Origin of the sequence: Prevotella dentasini JCM 15908 (genome assembly GCF_000614065.1) — a bacterium.
GTDB lineage: Bacteria > Bacteroidota > Bacteroidia > Bacteroidales > Bacteroidaceae > Prevotella > Prevotella dentasini.
Window position 1 is genome coordinate 49,848 of the sequence record NZ_BAKG01000008.1, and the last position, 21,136, is coordinate 70,983.

General features: G+C 51.0%; 10 protein-coding genes, 1 tRNA gene, 1 other RNA gene and 5 pseudogenes. 8 read left to right on the forward strand and 9 right to left on the reverse strand.

The genetic code is table 11. The features are described 5' to 3' along the window. Positions 1 to 214: 214 nt before the first annotated feature. The 5 genes and pseudogenes from JCM15908_RS05370 to JCM15908_RS05390 all read left to right on the forward strand — a co-directional run bounded on the left by JCM15908_RS05370 (position 215) and on the right by JCM15908_RS05390 (position 3,335). Positions 215 to 1,444 (forward strand): sigma-54 interaction domain-containing protein, encoded by a 1,230-nt coding sequence (locus JCM15908_RS05370; protein ID WP_025002574.1) that lies wholly within the window; start codon positions 215 to 217, stop codon positions 1,442 to 1,444. Between the two features lie 55 nt (positions 1,445 to 1,499). Then, positions 1,500 to 1,963: pseudogene (locus tag JCM15908_RS12495) on the forward strand (LptE family protein). A 24-nt stretch (positions 1,964 to 1,987) separates the two neighbouring features. Continuing rightward, the gene (locus JCM15908_RS05380) at positions 1,988 to 2,773 is read left to right on the forward strand and encodes a DUF8458 domain-containing protein (RefSeq protein WP_025002575.1); all 786 of its coding nucleotides are present in this window, start codon (positions 1,988 to 1,990) and stop codon (positions 2,771 to 2,773) included. A gap of 8 nt (positions 2,774 to 2,781) precedes the next feature. Then, positions 2,782 to 3,168 carry a preprotein translocase subunit SecG gene (gene secG, locus JCM15908_RS05385; protein ID WP_025002576.1) on the forward strand — a complete coding sequence of 129 codons (387 nt, stop codon included), beginning with the start codon at positions 2,782 to 2,784 and terminating at the stop codon, positions 3,166 to 3,168. A gap of 90 nt (positions 3,169 to 3,258) precedes the next feature. After that, positions 3,259 to 3,335: transfer RNA gene (locus JCM15908_RS05390), tRNA-His, on the forward strand. A 189-nt stretch (positions 3,336 to 3,524) separates the two neighbouring features. Here JCM15908_RS05390 and ssrA read toward each other — a convergent pair. The 8 genes and pseudogenes from ssrA to JCM15908_RS05435 all read right to left on the reverse strand — a co-directional run bounded on the left by ssrA (position 3,525) and on the right by JCM15908_RS05435 (position 15,605). Continuing rightward, positions 3,525 to 3,925: a transfer-messenger RNA gene (ssrA, locus tag JCM15908_RS14350) on the reverse strand. Positions 3,926 to 4,126: 201 nt separating this feature from the next. Next, positions 4,127 to 5,431 carry an MFS transporter gene (locus tag JCM15908_RS05395; RefSeq protein WP_025002577.1) on the reverse strand — a complete coding sequence of 435 codons (1,305 nt, stop codon included), beginning with the start codon at positions 5,429 to 5,431 and terminating at the stop codon, positions 4,127 to 4,129. A gap of 86 nt (positions 5,432 to 5,517) precedes the next feature. Next, positions 5,518 to 9,299: pseudogene (locus JCM15908_RS14355) on the reverse strand (DUF4922 domain-containing protein). 634 nt (positions 9,300 to 9,933) lie between these two features. After that, positions 9,934 to 10,344, reverse strand: a complete 411-nt coding sequence (locus tag JCM15908_RS05415) for a hypothetical protein (RefSeq protein WP_025002578.1) — start codon at positions 10,342 to 10,344, stop codon at positions 9,934 to 9,936. A gap of 210 nt (positions 10,345 to 10,554) precedes the next feature. Then, positions 10,555 to 11,064: a hypothetical protein gene (locus JCM15908_RS05420; protein ID WP_025002579.1), complete on the reverse strand. Its 510-nt coding sequence runs from the start codon at positions 11,062 to 11,064 to the stop codon at positions 10,555 to 10,557. A 608-nt stretch (positions 11,065 to 11,672) separates the two neighbouring features. Continuing rightward, entirely contained in the window at positions 11,673 to 12,632 is a 960-nt protein-coding gene (locus JCM15908_RS05425; protein WP_025002580.1) for an alpha/beta hydrolase, read from the reverse strand. 43 nt (positions 12,633 to 12,675) lie between these two features. Then, positions 12,676 to 13,925 (reverse strand): annotated as a pseudogene (locus JCM15908_RS12510) (nucleotide sugar dehydrogenase). 174 nt (positions 13,926 to 14,099) lie between these two features. After that, complete coding sequence (locus JCM15908_RS05435; protein WP_025002581.1) at positions 14,100 to 15,605, reverse strand: glutamine synthetase family protein; 1,506 nt, start codon at positions 15,603 to 15,605, stop codon at positions 14,100 to 14,102. Between the two features lie 566 nt (positions 15,606 to 16,171). On the opposite strand from JCM15908_RS05435, the gene JCM15908_RS05445 reads away from it, so the two are divergent. Together JCM15908_RS05445 and JCM15908_RS12515 are read left to right on the forward strand one after the other, a co-directional pair. Continuing rightward, positions 16,172 to 17,149 carry a bile acid:sodium symporter family protein gene (locus JCM15908_RS05445; protein ID WP_025002583.1) on the forward strand — a complete coding sequence of 326 codons (978 nt, stop codon included), beginning with the start codon at positions 16,172 to 16,174 and terminating at the stop codon, positions 17,147 to 17,149. Between the two features lie 40 nt (positions 17,150 to 17,189). Continuing rightward, positions 17,190 to 18,020, forward strand: coding sequence for an SGNH/GDSL hydrolase family protein (locus tag JCM15908_RS12515; protein WP_051530764.1), 831 nt, complete (start codon positions 17,190 to 17,192; stop codon positions 18,018 to 18,020). A gap of 352 nt (positions 18,021 to 18,372) precedes the next feature. Here JCM15908_RS12515 and JCM15908_RS12520 read toward each other — a convergent pair. Further along, positions 18,373 to 20,354: pseudogene (locus JCM15908_RS12520) on the reverse strand (OPT family oligopeptide transporter). Between the two features lie 415 nt (positions 20,355 to 20,769). Here JCM15908_RS12520 and JCM15908_RS15400 point away from each other — a divergent pair. Beyond that, positions 20,770 to 21,131: pseudogene (locus tag JCM15908_RS15400) on the forward strand (SAM-dependent methyltransferase); the annotation flags it as partial. Positions 21,132 to 21,136 lie beyond the last annotated feature (5 nt).

The window sequence follows — 21,136 nt, forward strand, 5'->3', positions numbered from 1 at the left end:
TCGATTACCATCGGTTGGTAATTTTGCCATTATCTATTATATCCTAAAGGATGGTGCGTTTGTTGTCTGTGAAGTGTGGTATGGTGTGCGGATACGATAGTGTTTCTTGCCCACAGCCTGAGAGTTTGTTTTTATCCCGGACTCGCGCAGTCGTTGTTAAAAACTGCCAAAATTGCAGACTTCTCGAAATAAATCGGTAATTTTGTCAGCCATAATGAACGATAAAGAACTCCAACGCGTCAAGCAACGCTACAATATAGTAGGTAACCATAGCGGACTGAACCGTGCCCTTGATGTCGCCCTGCAGGTGGCACCGACCGACCTTTCCGTGCTCATTATCGGAGAGAGCGGTGTCGGTAAGGAGATTATTCCGCGTGTCATACACGACAATTCACCCCGCCGCCGTGAGAAATACTTTGCCATCAACTGCGGTTCCATTCCGGAAGGAACGATTGACAGCGAACTTTTCGGACATGAGAAAGGCTCGTTTACGGGTGCCGTTGGCGAGAGTGAGGGCTATTTCGGCATTGCCAACAAGGGCACCATCTTCCTTGACGAAGTGGGGGAGCTGCCTATGGCTACGCAGGCACGTCTTCTGCGCGTGCTGGAAACGGGCGAATACATCCGCGTAGGCGGTCAGGAAATCCGCAAGACCGACGTGCGCATCGTGGCAGCAACCAACGTCAACATGCGCAAGGCCATCAGCGAGGGGAAGTTCCGCGAAGATTTGTTCTATCGTCTCAATACCATCCCTATTCAGATGCCGCCACTTCGCGACCGCGGCGATGACATTCTGCTTCTGTTCCGCCTCTTTGCGCTGCAAATGGCAGACAAGTACCGTCTCCCTAAAATAACGTTGGCAGAGGATGCCAAGCAGATAATGCTCCATTATAAGTGGCCCGGCAATGTACGCCAGCTGAAGAACATAACCGAGCAGATGTCTGTCCTCAGTGAGCAGCGCGAGATTACGGCCGAGATGCTGACGCACTTCATTCCCCGGGATATGGAGACGACGCAGCTGGCAGTCGTGCAGGGAGCAGGGGGCAGCCACACTTACGAAAGCGAGCGCGACATTCTTTATAAGATACTCTACGAGCTGCGCGGAAACGTCAGCGACCTGCGGCGCGACCTCAACAACGTGCGCAAGCAGCTGGAAGAGAGCCGGCAGCTGAACGGGGCGGCGGGCTTTCAGCCCATTCCCTCCAAATCGTCGAACACGCTGCCGGCTGCCCCTATAAAGCGGCAGGTGGATTTGGTAGAAGATGCCGAGGCTGAAGAAATATCCGAGCCGGAGACCCTCAATCTCAACGATGTGGGCAAGCAGATGGTAGAGAAAGCTCTTGAACGCAACGGCGGAAACAGGAAGAAAGCCGCACAGGAACTCGGTATCAGCGACAGAACCTTATACAGAAGAATCAAATTGTATGGACTTGACAATGCTTAAACGCTTCATTCGCTTGCAAGGGGCAGGCTTTGCCTGTGCCGTCTGCCTTCTCTGCATGGCTTCCTGCTCGGTCAGCTACAAGTTTAACGGGGCAAGCATAGACTATACCAAGGTACATACCATACAGATAGCCGACTTTCCTATCCGTGCCACCTATGTCTGGGGGCCGATGCTCCGATGTTCAACAACGAGTTGAAAGACATCTTTGCCAATCATACGCGTCTCCAGCAGGTGAAACGCAATGGAGACATGAAGATAGAAGGCGAGATTACACAGTATCAGCAACGTAACAAAAGCGTATCAAGCGAAGGATATTCCGCCCAGACCGAGCTTTCAATGACGGTCAGCGTACGGTTCGTCAACAATACCAATCATAACGAAGACTTTGAAAGAGAGTTTACGGCTACCGCAAGCTATGAGAGCACAAAGAGTCTGAACAGCGTGCAGGAAGAGCTTGTACGGCAGATGGTCAAGGATTTGACCGATCAAATCTTCAATGCCACGGTTGCCAACTGGTAATCATTAATAGTCATTGCCCAAATTATGGATATAGCGTATCTCATTAATCATCCCGAAGAGCTGAACAAGGAGACCCTTTACGACCTCCGGAGCCTTCTCGCGCTCTATCCTTATTATCAGCCGGCACGGTTACTGTTGTTGCAGAATCTTTTCCTGCTCCATGATTCAACCTTCGACGAGGAACTGCGCCGTGCATCGGTCTATATTACCGACCGCCGGGTACTTTTCAATCTTGTTGAAGCCGCCCACTACCAGTTACGTCCACAGCCGAAGCGTGAGTCCAAGTCGCAAAAGTCGTCTGCGTCTCCACTTCGTCAGTCAGTTGAGCCTGAAAAGAACGCAGAAAAGACTTCCGACCGTACCGTATCGCTCATAGACAGTTTCCTTGAGCAGATTCCCAAAGACGATTCAAAGCCTGAAGAAAAGCATCGGAAGCCGACGCCTGCCGATGCCACGGTAGACTATGTGGCCTATCTGTTGGAAACAGAGAACGAACAGGAGCAGGATGCACCGGAAATGAAAGGTCAGAGTCTTATTGATGACTTTATTATCAAGGAAGGGGGAAAGATGACCCTTCAGGAAGAGACGGAATACGAACCGGAGTTGGAAGAGCCGGTTGAAGATGCCGAAAGCGAAGATTCTGGATACTTTACCGAGACCTTGGCACGTATCTATATCAAACAGGGAAGATATTCAAAGGCTTTGGAAATAATTCAGCGATTAAATTTGGTATATCCGAAAAAAAATCGTTACTTTGCAGACCAAATCCGTTTTTTGGAGAAATTGATAATAAACAATAATAAAAAATAATACACGAAATGTACCTGTTATTAATAATCCTTATCGTCATTGCAGCCATCCTGATGATTGGCATTGTATTGATTCAAGAATCAAAAGGTGGTGGCCTTTCCTCTAACTTCTCGTCTTCCAATGCTATTATGGGCGTTCGTAAGACTACCGATTTTATAGAGAAAGCTACATGGGGTCTGGCTGTTGCAATGGTAGTTATCAGCGTGGCTACGGCATACGTTGTTCCTTCTGCTACTACTGACGGGAGTGTTATAGAGAAGGCCGCTACCGAAGGCAGTACAACCAATCCTAACAACTTGCCTAACTTTGGTGCAAGTCAGCAGAAGCAGGCTGCTCCTGCTGCTCAAGGTGGTGCTCAAAAAGCTCCGGCAGCTCCATCTGCTCCGGCAAAATAACGGATAAGACGAAAAAAAGTACGGGAATTATTTGGAAGAACCAACTTAAACCCGTATCTTTGCACTCGCTTTTTAAGAGCAAGTAATACGGTGGACGTAGTTCAGTTGGTTAGAGCGTCAGATTGTGGTTCTGAATGTCGTGGGTTCGAGTCCCACCTTCCACCCCATTGAAAAACAGGCGGAAATCCGAAAAATAAAGGATTTTCGCCTGTTTGTATTCTTCCGAAAAAGGCAGAATACTTGTTACAAGTTATCTGAGACAGAACAGATAAAAACAAATAATTGCCGTAACTTATACAAGTTACGGCAATTATGCTTTTCTTCTCTTCGTACTATCTCTTGCTCAGAGTAATAAGAAGTGGACCTGGTGGGAGTCGAACCCACGTCCGCACAAGGAAACCATACGCTTTCTACACGTTTATTTCAGCCTTCGATTTTCGTACATCGGCAAGACCTGAACCACCAACCGATGTCTTATCCTCTAAAATTTCATCCGACCGGCGAGGCACAGCCGAACTATTTCCGATTTAACCTGCATCGCTTAATCTCCGGATTCGGAACAACATCCTCGGAGCAATGTCTCGTCCAACTATCTAATAGCCGGATAAAGCCAGTAACCTACTGTACTTCGGTTAGGCAGCGAGAGCGTAATTGTTTTCGCCAATTAATTTTTTGATAACTGAGATTAAGGAGCCAGCCACCGACGCTCCGCGTGCTTACGTACCATCTCGTCTTGCCGTCAAATCCAAACAAGCCCATGATGAATAGAGGAGTTCAGAATGTTGGGCGAGGAGTTCTTCCTGCTTGTACATATTTCTTCCTCTGTCAGTTTTTTAAAAACTGGTTTGCAAATATAGCCCATCTTTTCGTAATTACCAAATAATCGGCGTGTTATTTTATTTATTTCATATTTGGTATGGACAAAGCGGAATACCCGGAAAATGATGATGGCAGTAGGCTAAGATGTTTTTCCGGCTTCTGTCTCAAGACAGGCCTGTGTATGGTAGGCTACAATAAATGGAAGAATATTGGCAATGGCGACGAGGACGAAGAAGTGGCGGTAGCCCACTTGTTCCTGTAAAAAGCCCGTAAACCATCCCGATGTCATCAGCGAAAAGGCGGCAATAGCCATTCCAAGTGAATGTTTGAAGATGGAATACTTTCCCTGTGTGAATGATGTGAGGAATGTTCCGTATGCCATTATCCCAAAGCCCAGTCCCGATTGTTCTATGATGACACATATATTAATAATGGACAGGGTGGAGACAAAGTTGTAGCTAAGGTAGATGAACAGCAGTTTGGGCACTGTGAGGGCTACCGTCATAGGGAAAAGGCATCGTCTTAGCCCATAGCGCGATATAGCCATCCCGCCGAAAAAATAGCCAAAGATGAGTGAGAAAGCTCCGACCGACCCTTGCACCAGACCTAATTCCTGAGGCGATAGGCTCAGTCCGCCATTGCTTCCGGGGTCTATCAGGAAGAGAGGGGCAATGCGCAGAAACATTCCTTCGGGTATCAGGTAGAGCGAAAGGAATGTCAGCGTAGTCAGATAGTGGGGGTGTGCCATGAATCCTGCCTTTGTTTCGCGCCACCAGCGTCTTGTCAGTCCGTTCCGCAGTGGTATGGATGGCTTGTCTTTGGGCTGTGGCAGGATAATGGCATGGTAGATGAGGAGGAGAAACTGACCTGCTGCCAACAGGCGGAAAGTGGTTGTCCATGATGTGCGGACACCTCGGTTGAGCACTTCCAAGTTACCTGCGACCATGACAGGAACGCCCAAAAAGAAGACTATAGATAAGAGATAGCAGAGCACGCAAACGTTGGAGATTCTGTGGTTGTGTTGTTTTTTCATACACGTATTGAAAAAACGGGATATGCCCACATCGTGTAAGGCTCCGGCAATGGCTATTCCTTGAAATCCAAGCATGGTAAGGAGAAACCAATGAGGCGATGATATAGCCTGGCTGATGCCCACCAATCCCAGTCCGATAATGGCTTCCATTAGCAGAATCCAAACTCTTTTAGACAGGTAGGCAGACACTATGCGTCCTATCCAAGGGCGGAGAATGAAAGGAATCAGAAGCCACGACGTGTTTAGGGCTATTGTCCCGTTCGACCGCCCCATCCGATTGAAGAACACCAACGACACCAACAGGGCCACCACATAAGGTAGTCCACGCGTCAGATAGAGCGTGGGCAGCCACAACCAATGGCTCTTGCGCCAGTTGGGAATGGGTATTCCGTTGATGATTTCTTCTGCCATTATAGTTGTTGTTATTTGTTCGGGACTCCAGAACGGTTTTATTTCTCCAGTCGTCCGGAGGTGTTAAGTCTGTCGTGGTCTTTTGCCTAATATGCTTCCTTGATGTCTACGCCCTTGTAATAGTGGTGAAGGATTTCGTCGTACCGATAGCCTTGTTCGCCCATTACGGCTGCACCAATTTGGCAGAGGCCTACACCGTGTCCCCATCCAGCTCCCGTGAGGTGGAAAGACTGGGGAATACCATCAACAACATTGCCTTTTTCTACTACGAAGGCAGAGCTGTAAAGGTGCGATGTACTTAACGCACGTCGGATTTCAAGTTCCTTGCCAATGACGAGCGAATGTTCTGAACCGACGATTCTCAGGCGATAGATACGCCCACTCTTTCCTCTCGAAAGTGGAATGAGGTCAACAATGCTGCCAAAGTTGATACCAGTCTTCTTCGCTATGAGTTGGGAAAGTTCTGTTTGGGTGTAGTCTGCCGTCCATCGGTAGAAGTCCAGTGTCTCTTGGTCGTAGTCGTTGAGTACCTGCCGCAATATTTTGGCATCATGGGTGTTGCAGAAAGCAGCAGGAGCAGCGAGAATCCAACGGCGTGCTTCTTCCTCATTGGCAAGGTCGGGTAGGCGAGTTGCCGATTTGCTGTCAGCGAAAGCGACAAGATAAGGTTTCCGTATATTCTCCCAACAATACTGGAACTCTTCTGTTGCACCGCCACAGCACTTGCTGAAACGGGCATCGCAGATAGCTCCGTCGGCATATATTACTTCGCCCCGGGTCTGTAGGATTGCCTCGGCAACATGTGGATTGGCCGCTTTGGTGATGCCTGATAGCGTTGGCAATGGTCATCAGCACAGACGTCAAAACGTGTATGGTCTTCGCGGTCGTACCATCGGGTCAGTTCGTCGTCAGTTCGGATAATGGATACTTTCTTGTTAGTAGAGCTGTTGGGAGATTTCCGCTTTTCCATTTGGGCAAGCAACCAACTTCTGGAAATCACAGCGTGGGCTTTCAGAAGCTCCAACGATGAGGTCGCACTCATTTCACTGGAAATGACACTTGTCAGATAGGTTTCTACAGGAAGCTCGTTGATGGCAAGCACCTTTCCGTCTGCCACCGTCAGCCGGAGTGCACCGAGGAAAGTCTGTGCCTCTTTCCGCTCCCAATGAAAGTTGACACCGATGGTTACGTCGTCAATTGTAAAGGAGGCATCGGGCGTTTGGGGAGCAAAATACAGCTCTGTATAGGCTTTCCCGTCCCATTGCAGTTGTCCGTCAGCAAAGGTTACGGTGTGAGAGGAGGTCGGAAGAATGGCCTGCTGTTGCAGCATGTAGAGTGGAGAAAGTGGAGACGGGGAGACGGTATAGGCTTCATTGAGGCGGAAATGCAGCTCGTCGGCACTCACTATGCCGACCGTTATTGTCGGTTCGTGGCTTGTTTCCGTTCTGTTTTTGGAGGAAAGGCGACGGGTAAAGGCCGTCATCTGCTCTTCGGTCAGAGTAACCTCACGCAGTATTTCCTCCTGTCGCTGTGCCGTCATACGTTCGTAGTCGGTCTGTCGGGGCGTAATGGTCAGTCCCGCCATATCCAGTGCACCGGGACTGACGAGGTATTGTTCATCGCCCTCGGCATAGTAGCAGTCGGGACGGTGCTTGCGGCGTGGGAAAACTACTGAGATATAGTCGCTCCCATCGCGCCATGCCACAATGTTCATCATTGGCTCGGTATCGCCATCCTGCATCGGCAGGGCATCATAAACCTTTTGGAACAGCAGACTGTCGGTCTGCTCGCTGCGGCTTCTGACGACGACGGCGGGGCAGGAGTAGTCCGTCAGCCGGGCGATGTACTCCTCATTGTTAAGCTGCCAAAGCGTCTCTGTACGCTTGCTGAATTGCGTCCAGTTTTTCTGCAAAGGCAATATACCGCTCGTTCCTGCCTGAAAATGCAGATGGTCAGGTGCACTGGCCCCACACTTTGGCCCGTTATAGAATACCATCAGGTCGGGGTAGGCAGCCAGTAGTCGGTGAATCTCCATGTAGTAGCCCCGGATGGCCTGCTGTTGATGCTGTCGTGCCGGAATGGTGAAATGGAGGGGGAGGATGGGGAATGGATTGACGAGAATGTCAAAACAATCATCAAAAGGCTGTACCATCTGTTCCTGTGGCCGGTTTTTGGCACAGAGGAAGCATGGTCGTTGTGCAATCGCAGCCTTATCTGTCTTTGCTCCCGTGCTGACAATCCGTTCCGGATTGAACTGCACGCTGAGGTTGTTCAGCCGTCGCACCTGTACATGTTGGAGATTGTCGAATCTTTGTGCGGCATCCTGCCATTGTGCTAACTGCAAACGAAAAAAACGGTCGAGGCGACCTCCTTCTTCCTCCTTTCCGTTGGCATTGAGCCGCTGACGGGCTGCAAGCTCTACGGAACGCAGTCTGTCCTTATAAAGGTTGTTGGCATTTATCTTTTCTATGCTTAGTGCGGCATCGCTGTTGCCTCCCCATCGCCGGCAGAGGTAGAGTTCATCGTATATTCGTCCGATGCGGAAGCGGCGGCTGAAGGCCAGCCCCATCGCATAGTCTTCACCATAACTGGTGTTGGGAAACTGAATCTTGCGCGCCAATGGCGTGAAGAAGGCGCGTGGTGCACCGAGTCCATTGATGCGCAGGGCGTTGTTGCAGCCGTTATCTTCTGTCCATTCGGCATGGTTTATGAGTCCGGGCGGCAGTGTGTTGAGGTCGAAGTCGCACATCCTGTAAGAGCCTACAATCATTGCAGCCTTTTGGGCATGGAAGGCATTGACAATCTTTTGCAGTGTCTCCCCGGAAGAGTATAGGTCGTCGCTGTCGAGCTGAACGGCAAAGCGTCCGCAGCGTGCATCGTCGATGGCGTAGTTCCAGCATCCGCCAATGCCGAGGTCTCTGCGCCGGGGAATGAGGTGGACGAGGCGGCTGTCCTGTGCCGCCAACTCACGGAGTATGGCAGTCGTGTTGTCGGTGGAATGGTTGTCTACCACGATGACGTTATAGCCGAACGATGTTTGCTGACTTAAGGCGGAGGTAACGGCATCGCGGATGGTTTTCTCTCGGTTGAAGACGGGAATGACCACCGAAGCCTCTACGGAGAAAGTCTCGCTGTCGAAGTCGGGCTGTGCATATTGTCTCGTGTCAATGAGTGCATTGAGTTCTTCAAGGTGCTTGGTAACCGCCCATTCCATTTCCTTCTGCACTTCCCGGTTGCGCGGATTTACGTAGTCGAATTGCTTTTCACCACTCGTGCGCAGGTCTTTTTCTTCTTCTGTATAGAGATATTCGTTCAGATGGAACAGTCGGCCATGGCGCGACAGCCAAAGCCGCAGGGCGTACCATCCGGCGTATGTGTAGGCTATGGGCGAATGTTCACGGCCGAACTCTCTCATCGCCTCGCCCCGAATCAGTAGCAGCGACCCGAAGTCGAAGTCGTCGCGGAGACTGCCCTGCTGATAGTCTATCACGGGATGTCGCTCCGTCTGTCCGTCCCTGACCGTATAGTGGTCAGAATACAGAATTGCCGACTGAGTGTCGTCGGCTACCGTCAGCATCCGGTCAAGGGCATGGTAGCCCAGTGTGAGCGGTTCTGCTTTCAGATAGAAGAGGGCGTAGTCTGCCGTTGTCTGTTCCGCCATCTGCTTCATCGTCTGTGTAGAAAGCAGGCTGTCGGTTGTCAGCAGGCTGACATTCTCGGGCAGGAGGCTGTCGTCTGCTTCTGCCGTGGTGGCTATGAGGTATATGTGGCTGACCGACCCCTGTTCCTGCAACTGTGCTACCAATGGCAACACATCGCCCGTCTGGGCACAAGGCAGGAAGCAGTCTATACGTTTTTTCTGTTCCATTCGGATTTTTGTTTTATTTAATGCAAAGATAACACAAATTCCTTTATTATTTCATATCTCTGCCGTTTTTAGCAGAAAAAAGAAATCTGACTATTTGTTTTGGGTATAATTCTACGATAACAGCCTGCTGGGGAGCGTCGTCTGTTCTTTCGGAAAATCATCCGGGGGGTAACGGCAGCGTGCCGGCAGGTCGGGGCTGGTTTTCATAATCAGCCTTTCTCTGTCTTTCCGGAAGGTGGTCGGGGCGCGGATGTGTCATCCATGCCGCAGGGGGCGCGCGCCCGGGGGAGTGCTGCCCGTGGGCGGAAAAAGGCCGGGTTCGGGCCGGCCGGAAAGCCGTTTGCGGCGAGTGGAAAAAGCGTTTGCGGAGGGCGGAAAATTTACATACGGTTAGCGGAAAATTTATATACGGTTAGAAATTTACGGGGAAGCGGTTAGAAAAAAATTTATATACGGTTAGAAATTTTCCGCTAACCGTATGTAAATTTCAGGCCTTCGGGAAGCCCTGTTTTCCCGTGTCTTTTCCGGGGTTCTGCATGTGCGGCAGGGGCATGTGCCATGCCTTATATCCCAATGAGGAAAGGCCAATGTCCAAAGGCCGGACTTCCATTCTTAAAGTTCGGTCCTCAAGCGTTCAGAACGCGAAATACAGCCCCGTCAGCATTGTCATCCGCAGGAAAACCACCTCGGAACCGTCGTCCAAGGCTATCGGGGCATCCAGTGAGTCGGCTTCCTCGCCGTCGATGAATACGCGGAAGAGACTGTCCTCGTATGCCTGCAAGGTGCGTTGCAAGGCTTTTTCCAACGTATCGTAATTTTCTCCATAGCCTTCGGCAAGTCTGATGCGTCCCTCTTCTGCCTGCGATACTATCTCGTCATCAGTAAAGGCCGTATTGTCTGGTTGTGCCTGTGCTGCTATCAGGCCTTGCCGGGTGAGGTCGTGAAGGATGTCAAATAATGTTTCCGGGTCGCTGTTAAGTGTAATCAGTTGTCTGCCTAATTCCTTTCTGCTCCCTGATTTCTTTCGTATTATGTATATCTCCATATATGTTCAGGTCGTTGTTGAGGCTGCAAATATCGGAATAAAAGATGAAATAAAAGAATGATTAGCATGGAAAGTCTTCTCCATGATTAATAAAAAGGTGTTGAAGTTTTGTCTATGGACGGATATATGGGGACGAAGGCCATCGTCTATAATCAGAATGTAATCTGGTTTTCATTATTTTGTATTTTGGTAAAAGAAAAATATTATTTATTATGTATTTACTCCGTCTTTATATTTGCATTTCATCCAGTTGTCTGGATGTATTTTAAGTGAAACCTTTACAGCCTTACAAAATATCCTTGCTGAAATTCTTCCTTCAACTTTTCCAATTGTTCCCATCATAAAATCATTTAGCCCCAACCACAATCTCTGTATGCGTCCATCCTCAGAGATTATGAAAGCCGAGTCGGAGGTATCTCTGTTACGGAATATATAGATGCAGCGAATCATCTCTCCGTTAATTTTATCTTCGATTATCTTCCAGTTTAATGTTATATTGTCATCATCATTAAGCATGCCGGTATGGTCTGAAAATAAAGTGAGAAAAGTTTCTTCGTTTATTTGGTAGGTTCTTTCGTCAGAAAAATCTATTGCAGTGTTTCTAGGAGATTCGGCTTTTGTGTTGTTTTTATATTTGTCATCATCTTGCCGAATATACTTACTATTTCCCTTGTCTGTTTTTGTAAAATGAAACCTATCCCCTATGATATAACCAATCAACAGAGTTACAATAACAGAAAGAGCAGTTATAATTTAATTCTTTTTCATAATGTACTTGCTTTAGAATGTTATTTAAGTTGAATGAAATCTTTAATAATAGCATCAACATATATGAATTAGTTGGGCTTTATAGGTTTGCTGACTGTTTCCCTGAAGCAAGCGGCTGGTAATTATATTAAATGGAAAAGCGTGGGAACTACTGAATGTTGTTGTGTTCAAGGTTCTGCAATACCCACTACCTAAACAACAAACAATAGCCCACGCATTGAGGTATATCATGCCCTTGGGAAAGGGTACAATAGTCCCAAGCGTGAGCGTACTGTCTATCATCCCCGGTAGTTGAATTTTGCAGATTCTGAACACGGGACAATATATCAAACGCTCTTTTTAAAAGTAGAACTCTTTATGGCATACACCTGCACGCAGGTGTACTGGAAGTTCAACTGCAAAGATAAATAAAATTCCTGGTTAAATGTTTGGTTCCTGAAAAAAATAATCTTAGTAAGGTGAATTTTTCTTTTCATGAGGTGCCATTCGTCCGGCTAAAGGCTTTTTGTTATGAATGATGAGAGAAGTGTATGTGATGTGTTTTGTATATGCAGCCATATCTAAAATCTTTTATTCTGTAGCTGCCGGCTGAACCAATTGACGATGATATCAATGACAGGCTGCTGAAACCAATGGTCGTCGCCATGTCCGGCATCTTCCAATTCTATGTAGTCTACAGGTACATGGAGACCTTTCAGGGCTTCGAAAAGATGGTCGCTCTGGCATTTTGAGACCATTCTGTCGGCTGTTCCGTGCATGATGAGGAAGGGCGGAAGCCCCGGTTTAAGATGTCCCATCGGACTTGCCCACCGTGCCCGTTCCAAGTCTTCGTGTATGTCGTAGCTTTGGTTGTGCCCATAGGTTACGCCGTTGAGCAGAAGGGCTTCGGTTGCACTGGGCGACTTGTGGTATTCGTGGGCCTCGGGAGGGAATCCTTCGTCCAGCGATGCCAAGTCGGTTGGACCGAAAACGTCGCAGCAGGCCTGTACGGCAGACGACTGGTCAAGGAAGTCGCCGACGTCGAACTCCTTTTCGTCGGCAGTCATGGTTACCAGTTGCGCCAGATAGCCGCCGGCAGAATTGCCCATTACCCCGATGCGCCCGGTATCAATGCCGAACTGCCCGGCATGGGCGCGAAGATAGCGCACGGCTGTCTTTCCGTCGATGAGGATAGCCGGGAACGGGTCGGGAATGGCCCTGTACTCCACGGCTGCCACCACGAAACCTTCGAGTGCGAGAGACATTCGGAGCCGGCTCCATTTCCCGTAGTCGGAGGTGGTGAAGCCGCCACCGGGGAAATAGACCACGCAGGGCTTGGGCTCTTTCGTGTTGGGTACGAAAAGCGTGATGTGAAGGGAGCGTGTGCCGTTGTGGAAGTGTTGCGCATAGACTACCTCGTTGATGGTGTCGATACGCGGAGCCGTAACCTTCACCTGCATGCGGAAATGTCTTGCCGGCTCAGTTCCCTCAAAAACCGAGAGGGCTTCGATGCGTTCAGACTCTTGTCGTTGTTTGTTCATTGTCTTCTTTTTGCCTGATGATGCTGATAGGGCGTGCATGTGGTTAGTCGCGTTTGAAGATATCCCGCGTGTACACTTTCTGCCTCACGTCGTCGAGAGACTGGTCGTATCGGTTGGCAATGATGGCATGGCAGCGTTGCTTGAAAGTCTGGAGGTCGTTGACCACCATGCTTCCGAAGAACGTTGCACCGTCTTTGAGCGTCGGTTCGTAGATGATGACCTGTGCTCCCTTTGCCTTTATGCGCTTCATTACGCCCTGAATGGAACTCTGGCGGAAGTTGTCGCTGTTCGATTTCATTGTCAGTCGGTAGACGCCAATGATACATTCCTTCTCTTCTTCGGGACTATAGTCACCCCGGTCGAAGTAGTCGTAATATCCGGCCTGATGCAGTACTTGGTCGGCAATGAAGTCCTTGCGTGTTCGGTTGCTCTCAACAATGGCCTGAATCAGGTTTTCGGGCACATCCTTATAGTTGGCAAGGAGCTGCTTGGTGTCTTTGGGGAGGCAATATCCACCATATCCGAACGATGGATTATTGTAAAATGAGCCGATGCGCGGGTCGAGGCAGACACCCTGAATGATATGTGCCGTGTCCAGTCCCTTCACCTCGGCATAGGTGTCCAGCTCGTTGAAATAGCTCACACGGAGTGCAAGATAGGTGTTGGCAAACAATTTCACGGCCTCGGCCTCGGTCAGTCCCATGAACAGCGTGGGAATGTCGTTCTTGATAGCCCCTTCCTGCAGCAGGCTGGCAAAGTCGTGCGCTGCCTTGTCGAGACGCTTGTCGCCATCGGGGCGGCCCACGATGATGCGGCTGGGATAGAGATTGTCGTAGAGGGCCTTGCTCTCGCGGAGAAACTCGGGGGCGAAGATGATGTTGTCGTAGCCGTACTTCCGGCGTACATTTTCGGTATATCCGACAGGGATGGTGGACTTGATGACCATAATGGCTTTCGGATTCACCTTGCCGACAAGTTCTATTACTTCTTCGACGTGGCGCGTATCAAAGTAGTTTTTCACCGGGTCGTAGTTCGTCGGAGTGGCAATGACGACGAAATCGGCATCCCTGTAGGCTTCTGCCCCGTCGGTGGTGGCAGTCAGGCGCAGCTCTTTCTCTGCAAGATACTTCTCAATGTAGTCGTCCTGTATGGGAGAACGGCGGTGGTTGATGAGGTCTACCTTCTCCTGAACTACGTCCACTGCCACTACGTCGTGGTGTTGGCTGAGCAGCGTGGCAATGCTGAGGCTACGTATCCCGTTCCGGCAACGGCTATCTTAAGATTGTTTTCCATATCTGTTTGTTTCTGTTCTGTAGACAAAGGTAGCGTTTTTTCTGTTAATCGTGCAAAGTTTGATGCAAAAATATAGTGGGACTCCCTGTCTGAAACGGCAACGGCCGTATCCCCATAAAGGAGGTACGGCCGTTGGATAATGGGCGTCTGCCCGGATAAATGCGATTCTGACGCTTATCCGCAGTGGAAATATTCCTTTACGAGCGCGGCTACAGCCTTGTTGTCGCCGATTACATCCTGACGCAGGGTGCGGTCGTTGAAGGCGCGGAGCTGGGCAATGATGCCGTCAATCATGGCAGGAGAGAATACGTCGTACTGCTCGAAGACAGCGCGCTGACGCTCCAGACAGTCGGCAGAAGCAGCGCAGCTGTCGGGCAGCTGTGCCAGTGTGGCGTAGCGTTCTGCATTTTTCGGGTCGTGGATGTCGCCGTCAGCGAATGTGCGCTCGGCTTCCTCCAGTGCGTTCTCCATCTCGAAGCCGTGGCGGCAAGCCACACACAGACCTGAAAGGAGCTGATAGATGTCGGCAGAACCGTCCGGTGAGCGCATCTCTACCGTCTGCTTGCCTGTATAGTCGCGGTCGGTCTGAGGCTCGATTGGGTTAGCCTTGTGGCACATGTCCTTGCCGGAAGTCCATCCGAGCGGTACGCGGACGAGTACGGAACGGTTGCTCATACCCCAGCATACGTTCGTCGGTGCCTCCTGATGGGGAACGAGACGGAAGTAGGAAGTAGGATTCTTGTTGCCGAAAGCCGTGATACTCGGAGCCAGCTCCATCATGCCGGCAATCATGCGGCGAGCCTCGTCTGACAGCTGGCCTCCGTTGAGCATCATGTTCTTGCCGTCCTTCATCATGCGCATGTGGATGTGCATGCCCGAACCGGCCTTGCCCACGGTAATCTTCGGTGCGAAGGTGATGTCGAGGTCTTCCAGATAGCCGAGATTACGGATAATCCACTTGGCCAAAAGGAGCTGGTCGGCACACTCGTTGGCTGCAACGGGCAGGAACTCTACCTCGTTCTGCTCGTAGCAGAGGTCGTTCTCGAAGAAGTTACCTACCTCGGAATGACCGTACTTAATCTTGCCGCCACATTCTGCAATCAGTTTCATGCAGCGGGTACGGAAGTCGTTGCCCTTGGAGAAGGGTGCACTCTCGTGGTAGCCGCGCTGGTCTACTGCCGGGAATACGTGCTCGTCGGGACGGATAACGTAGTACTCGAGTTCGCCCATGGCATGGAACTCCATTCCCGTTACCTTGGTGAAGGCCTCCATGGCCTTGCGCAGCGTGTACTCCGGAGCCGATTCGAGCGGCTCGCCGTCGCGGTTGAAGAATGAGCAGAGCATGCAAAGCGTCGGGGTCTCCTCAAACGGGTCGATGAATGCGGTGGAGAAGCGTGGCATCACGTAAAGGTCGCTGCTCGAAGCCTGAATGAAGCTGAACAGGGATGAGCCGTCTACACGTTCGCCGCAGGTCAGTATGGTTTCGAGATAGTCAGGAGTCTGAAGCATGAAGTTCAGGGTCTTCAGTCTGCCGTCGCCACCCGGATACATCAGGTTGAGCATGCGGATGTCCAAATCCTCTACCACTTGCAGAATATCTGCCTTTGTAAACTCGCAGGATGGCTTGCCGAGGTGTGCTTCCACCTTGTTGGCATAGCGGTTGAATTGTTTGTTTTCCATTATGTTTTTATTGCTTAAGTTGTTGCTTGTTTGGTAAGGGCAAATGTACGAATTAAAATTGAATGTTCCAACTTTATTTCAAGGAATGTTGAACAAATTGTGTTTTTTAGTGGCTACAGCCCTTCGGAATGGGCTTTCTCCTTGTGGAGTTATGGCCAAAAAGGGGAAAGTAATCTTTCATTTTGTTATTTCAGTTCTTCGGCCGAGGCTTGACGGGAAAACGAAAGTGCCGCTTTCATGCCATGAAAGCGGCACTTTGACACAGCGAAAGCGGCACTTTCGTTTTCCCGTCTATATGGTGTTGCAACGCAAAGCCACACAGGCCGTATGAAGATGAAGTCTTTCTGATGGACTGAAAGCGGTTGAACTGCTTGCGGATTTTGACGAAAACGCCCTTCCGTGCAGCCGTCAAGGTGCCTGTTTGCTGTGTGGATTGTGGGATGAGTTTAATTGGATGGGAGAGGGGCAGCAGCTTGCCGGACAGGCCCCTGAAATGTGAAAGTTAGCTAACCATTGTTCATATCCCGTTGATTTTTAGTAACTTTGCGTCCGCAACTTACGATGTGATGAGTATTATAAGATTCTTAAAGGACTGGACTCTGCCTGTTTCCATTGCCACAGGGGCCATTGTTTATCTGATTTTTGCCTACGTCCCACAGCTGGATGCGGCCGCGGTCTTTTTCGACCCGATACTGAACGGGATGCTGCCGATGTTCATGTTTCTTGTGCTCTACGTCACTTTCTGCAAGGTAGACTTCCGCAAGCTGATGCCGGTTGGGTGGCACGGATGGGTGGGAGCGTTCCAGATGCTTTCGGTCGTCGTTATCGTGGCTGCCATACTCGGCTTTCACATTGCCGGGGACGGACTGATTCTGCTCGAGGCAGTGCTGACGTGCATCATCGGACCCTGTGCTTCGGCGGCTCCGGTCGTTACGCAGAAGCTCGGGGGAAACCTTGAGGAGATGACCACCTATACCTTTCTGTCCAACTTCGTCTGCGCCTTGCTTATCCCGCTCTGCTTTCCGCTGATAGAGCCGGGGGCGGGCATCAGTTTCTTCGGAGCGTTTTGGGCCATATTATATAAGGTATGTACGGTCTTGGTCGCACCGATGGTGGCGGCCTACATTACGAAGCATGTCGGGCTGCTCCGTCGTTTCCATCGGTGGGTCGTCGGTGTCAAGGACCTGAGCTATTATCTATGGGGCGGCTCTCTGCTGGTTGTAACAGGCACAACGGTCAAAAACATTGTCCATGCCGATGCTCCCGCCGGCTTTTTGCTGCTGATTGCCCTGCTGGGACTGCTGACCTGCCTCGTGCAGTTTGCCGTAGGCAGATATATAGGGCATTACTTTCACAGCACCGTCAATGCCGGACAGGCATTGGGACAGAAGAATACGACGTTTGCCATCTGGGTAGCCTATACCTACCTGAACCCTCTCTCGTCCATCGGACCGGGCTGCTACATTCTCTGGCAGAACATCATTAATTCAGCAGAGATATGGCACCATCAGAAGACGGAGGCTGAAAAGTTGCGTGCGGCCTGACAGATGGCGCACCATTGCGAACCGAATAGCATAGAACAAGATGTATAGAAGTATATTGACATGGATATTTGTGGCCGCCTGCGTGTCGGTATCCGCACAGGACGGTTTTCTGTCCGGTGAGGGCAATGACGCGGAGAGGCAGCCCGATGCGATGCCGCGGCAAATGTCGCCTGAGCGTCCCAGTGGCGTTGCTGAAGTGATGCACTTTGACGGGTGTGAGGTGTCTGCCGCTTCTGGGGCGATGGACTTTGCAGGAAGCGAATCAGCTGCCGTCCCCGTCGCGTCCGTTGGGGTGGCGAGGCAGGTCGTCCTGCTGATAGGCGACTCGATGGTGGGCGGCTTGGGGGCACGCTTTAACGACTATGCGGTAAAGAACGACTTCGAGTTCCATTCCATTGTGTGGAACGGAAGCACCACCCGCGACTGGGCAATAGCCTCCGACCTCCAGTACCAGATAGAGCGTTTGCACCCTACCTACATCCTTATCAGCCTTGGGACGAACGACTTGGGCTACCGAGACTACGGCCGTCGTGAGGAGGCCGTAAGAACCATACTCAGCCGTGTGGGCGACATTCCCTATACATGGATAGGACCGCTGCCTTGGAACAAGGTGAAGGACAGGACTATAGTGGACGTTATACGCGGTTGTACGGGCGAGGAGCGTTTTTTCGACAGCAGCTTCACGGCCTGCTCGCGTGTAGACGGCGTGCATCCGACAAGGCAGGGCGCAGCCGGATGGGCGGATGCGATAGCCGAGTGGATGAGCCGGACGCAGGCGTTGGGGAATATTCTTGAGCTTGAAAAGCCCGATTATACGACCCGTTTCCGACACGACGAGCTGCACCCGACGAGCTATCGGGGCAGAAGGTAGGACGATTGTCAGACTACCACCTGCCGGCCGTAAAATTCCCAAGGCGTGTGAAACGGATTCCCGTCGCTTGGGAAAACAATCCCCATCAGTTGGGAAAGTGATTCCCACACCTTGGGAAATTCCAAATGCTCCGTACTTGATTCTTCCCTGCACGTTACTTGAGTTTACAATGTACGTCTCTTGTTCAAAAAAGTGTGGGGAGACGCTGGCTGACAGTGTCCGATTCGGTTATTCCTGACTTTGTTCTGTTGCCAATAGCCGGTTTGGAGTAAAGCGTGAAAAATAAGAAAGGAGCGGCAAGTTTACGAAAGTAAAACTTGCCGCTCCTTTGTCTTAGGAAGGATGTCTGTCCTTATGTTGTCTTCTTGCCCGGCTTGGTGGCAAGGATGAAGTAGACTATCAGGGCCGCGTAGGCGACGATGGAGAATACCTCGGAAAGATGGTTGTTCCACCAGTCTGCATAGTCGAACTCAATTCCGCCGAACTTCAGCAGGGCCGAAACGACGCCCATCAGCGCACCACCGGCAATGAAGCCCGAGGCTATGAGCGTACCCTTGTCGCCACGCTCCTTATTTACGTTGGCGTCCTTTGAACGGCTGGTAACGAACCAGTTGACGGTTCCGCCGACAAGGAGCGGAATGTTCAGCTCCAACGGGATGAACATGCCGAGCGAGAAGGGAAGTGCAGGAATCTTGCAGCGGTCAAGTATCAGCGCAATAGCGGCACCTATCCCGTAGAGTGCCCAAGGTGCGCCCTGTCCGCTCATGAGCGGCTTGATGACGGCAGCCATGGCGTTGGCCTGCGGTGCAGCGAGTTTCCCGGAATTGAATCCGTAGGTCTTGTCAAGCACAATCATCACGCCTGCCACCGTGGCGGCCGAGATGATAGTTCCGAGGAACTTCCATGTCTCCTGCTTCTTGGGTGTCGTACCGAGCCAGTAGCCTATCTTGAGGTCGGTAATGAACGAGCCTGCCATGGAAAGTGCCGTGCAGACCACGCCACCCATCAGCAGTGCAGCCAGCATGCCGGCATTGCCACGCAGTCCGACAGCTACCATTACTACCGAGGCAAGGATGAGCGTCATCAGCGTCATGCCCGACACGGGGTTTGAGCCTACGATGGCGATGGCGTTGGCAGCCACCGTCGTGAAGAGGAAGGCTATGACCGTAACCAAAAGGATACCCACTACGGCATGGAGAAGATTGAAGTCCATCACGCCGAAATAGAAGAAGACGAATGTCAGCAGCAGCGTAGCGATGCTGCCGAAGGCTATAATCTTGAACGAGATGTCGCGCTGGGTGCGTATCACGGCCTTGTCATCGGCAGTTTTTCCCTTCATCTCGCGTGCAGCCAGTCCGACGGCACTCTTGATGATTCCCCACGACTTCACGATGCCGATGATGCCCGACATGGCGATGCCGCCGATACCGATGGAGCGCGCGTAGGACTTGAATATCTGTTCAGGCGACATGTCGCCTACGGCCGTCGTGATGGTCGGGTCCCACTGGTTCAGCACGCTGTCGGGGAAGATGAGTGCCATTCCCGGGACAATCAGCCACCATACTGCCAACGAACCCATGCAGATGATGGACGCGTATTTCAGTCCGATGATGTAGCCCAGACCCAACACGGCTGCGCCCGTGTTGACCTTGAAAATGAGCTTGGCCTTCTCGGCAATCGTCTCACCGAAGCCGACGATGCGGCTCGTTACGCTCTCGTTCCACCAGCCGAAGGTAGCCACAACGAAATCGTACAGGCCGCCCACCAGTCCGGCCAGCAGCAGTGGCTTGGCCTGACTTCCGCCCTTCTCTCCGCTGACGAGCACCTGTGTCGTTGCCGTCGCTTCGGGGAAAGGATACTTGCCGTGCTGATCCTTGACAAAATATTTTCGGAACGGTATCAGGAAGAGAATGCCCAGTACGCCGCCCAGTGCTGCCGCGATGAATACCTGAAAGAAGTCGGCCTGCAAGTCGAGCATGTAGATGGCCGGCATTACGAAGATGCCGCCGGCAACCACTGCCCCGGAGCAGGCTCCGATGCTCTGGATAATCACGTTCTCGCCCAGTGCGCCCTTGCGCTTGGTGGCCGACGATAAGCCGATGGCGATAATGGCAATCGGAATGGCGGCCTCGAACACCTGACCGACCTTCAGTCCCAGATAGGCTGCGGCTGCGAGAACAGCACAGCCATCAGAATACCCCATGTTACCGACCAAGGGCTTACCTCACGATAGGTCTGCCCTGATTTCATGACCGGCTCGTATTCCTCACCGTCTTTCAATTCCCGAAAAGCGTTTTCGGGCAAATCGAAGTTTTGTTTTTCTTTATTCTCCATTATTTTATAGTATTACTTCTGATTGCAAATTTATATATTTTTTTGAAATTATAAGCCTATTGACGCAAAAAACTCCCATTCTTTCATCCCGAATGTCATTTATCAGGAATCTCAGCTGCTGTTATACGCCTCTCCCTGTGCCTGTCGGGCCGGTGCGGAAACGGTTCTTCTGCTGTGGCTAAACGTCCGTATAATAGTTCCGTGTTTTTGCTGTCAGTCTGTCAGCCCCTTGCAACCGTCTCATTATCAGGGGTTGAAATGTTAAAACGACTGACGGGCTGACAGCAGCTTTTGCAGATATTAAGTATCTCGTGCATGGTAGATATGCTCTTGAAAGTATGCCGTGCATGGAGTTATCGTAAACATTTTGCCGTCGTTTTATAGCATTTTCAGCGGAAAGCACTATCTTTGCCGTATGAAAGAAATAGAACCCATAGCCATATTCCATTCTCCTTTCACCTCTAAGTTTGGTATTCCCCGTCAGAGCGGGATTGTCAGCGAACTGCACGGGAAAATAGTTTTTGTGCCGAAATACAGCAAGGAAGAGGCTCTCCGGGGACTGGATGGCTTCGACTATCTGTGGCTTATCTGGGGATTTTCTGCTAACCGCGCTACACGCAATGACGGGCAGAGCCTCACCGTGCGCCCTCCGCGCTTGGCGGAAACGAGCGGATGGGCGTCTTCGCCACGCGCTCGCCTTTTCGCCCCAACGGGCTGGGATTGTCGTCGGTGCGCATTGTCGGCATCGGCAAAGGAACAATAGAAGTGGCAGGGGCCGACTT

What these genes read in the sequence shown, in the direction of transcription:
- JCM15908_RS05370 (WP_025002574.1), top strand. Translation starts at nt 215, where the DNA reads ATGAACGATAAAGAACTCCAACGCGTCAAGCAACGCTACAATATAGTA.
- JCM15908_RS05380 (WP_025002575.1), top strand. Translation starts at nt 1,988, where the DNA reads ATGGATATAGCGTATCTCATTAATCATCCCGAAGAGCTGAACAAGGAG.
- secG (WP_025002576.1), top strand. Translation starts at nt 2,782, where the DNA reads ATGTACCTGTTATTAATAATCCTTATCGTCATTGCAGCCATCCTGATG.
- JCM15908_RS05395 (WP_025002577.1), bottom strand. Translation starts at nt 5,431, where the DNA reads ATGGCAGAAGAAATCATCAACGGAATACCCATTCCCAACTGGCGCAAG.
- JCM15908_RS05415 (WP_025002578.1), bottom strand. Translation starts at nt 10,344, where the DNA reads ATGGAGATATACATAATACGAAAGAAATCAGGGAGCAGAAAGGAATTA.
- JCM15908_RS05425 (WP_025002580.1), bottom strand. Translation starts at nt 12,632, where the DNA reads ATGAACAAACAACGACAAGAGTCTGAACGCATCGAAGCCCTCTCGGTT.
- JCM15908_RS05435 (WP_025002581.1), bottom strand. Translation starts at nt 15,605, where the DNA reads ATGGAAAACAAACAATTCAACCGCTATGCCAACAAGGTGGAAGCACAC.
- JCM15908_RS05445 (WP_025002583.1), top strand. Translation starts at nt 16,172, where the DNA reads ATGAGTATTATAAGATTCTTAAAGGACTGGACTCTGCCTGTTTCCATT.
- JCM15908_RS12515 (WP_051530764.1), top strand. Translation starts at nt 17,190, where the DNA reads ATGTATAGAAGTATATTGACATGGATATTTGTGGCCGCCTGCGTGTCG.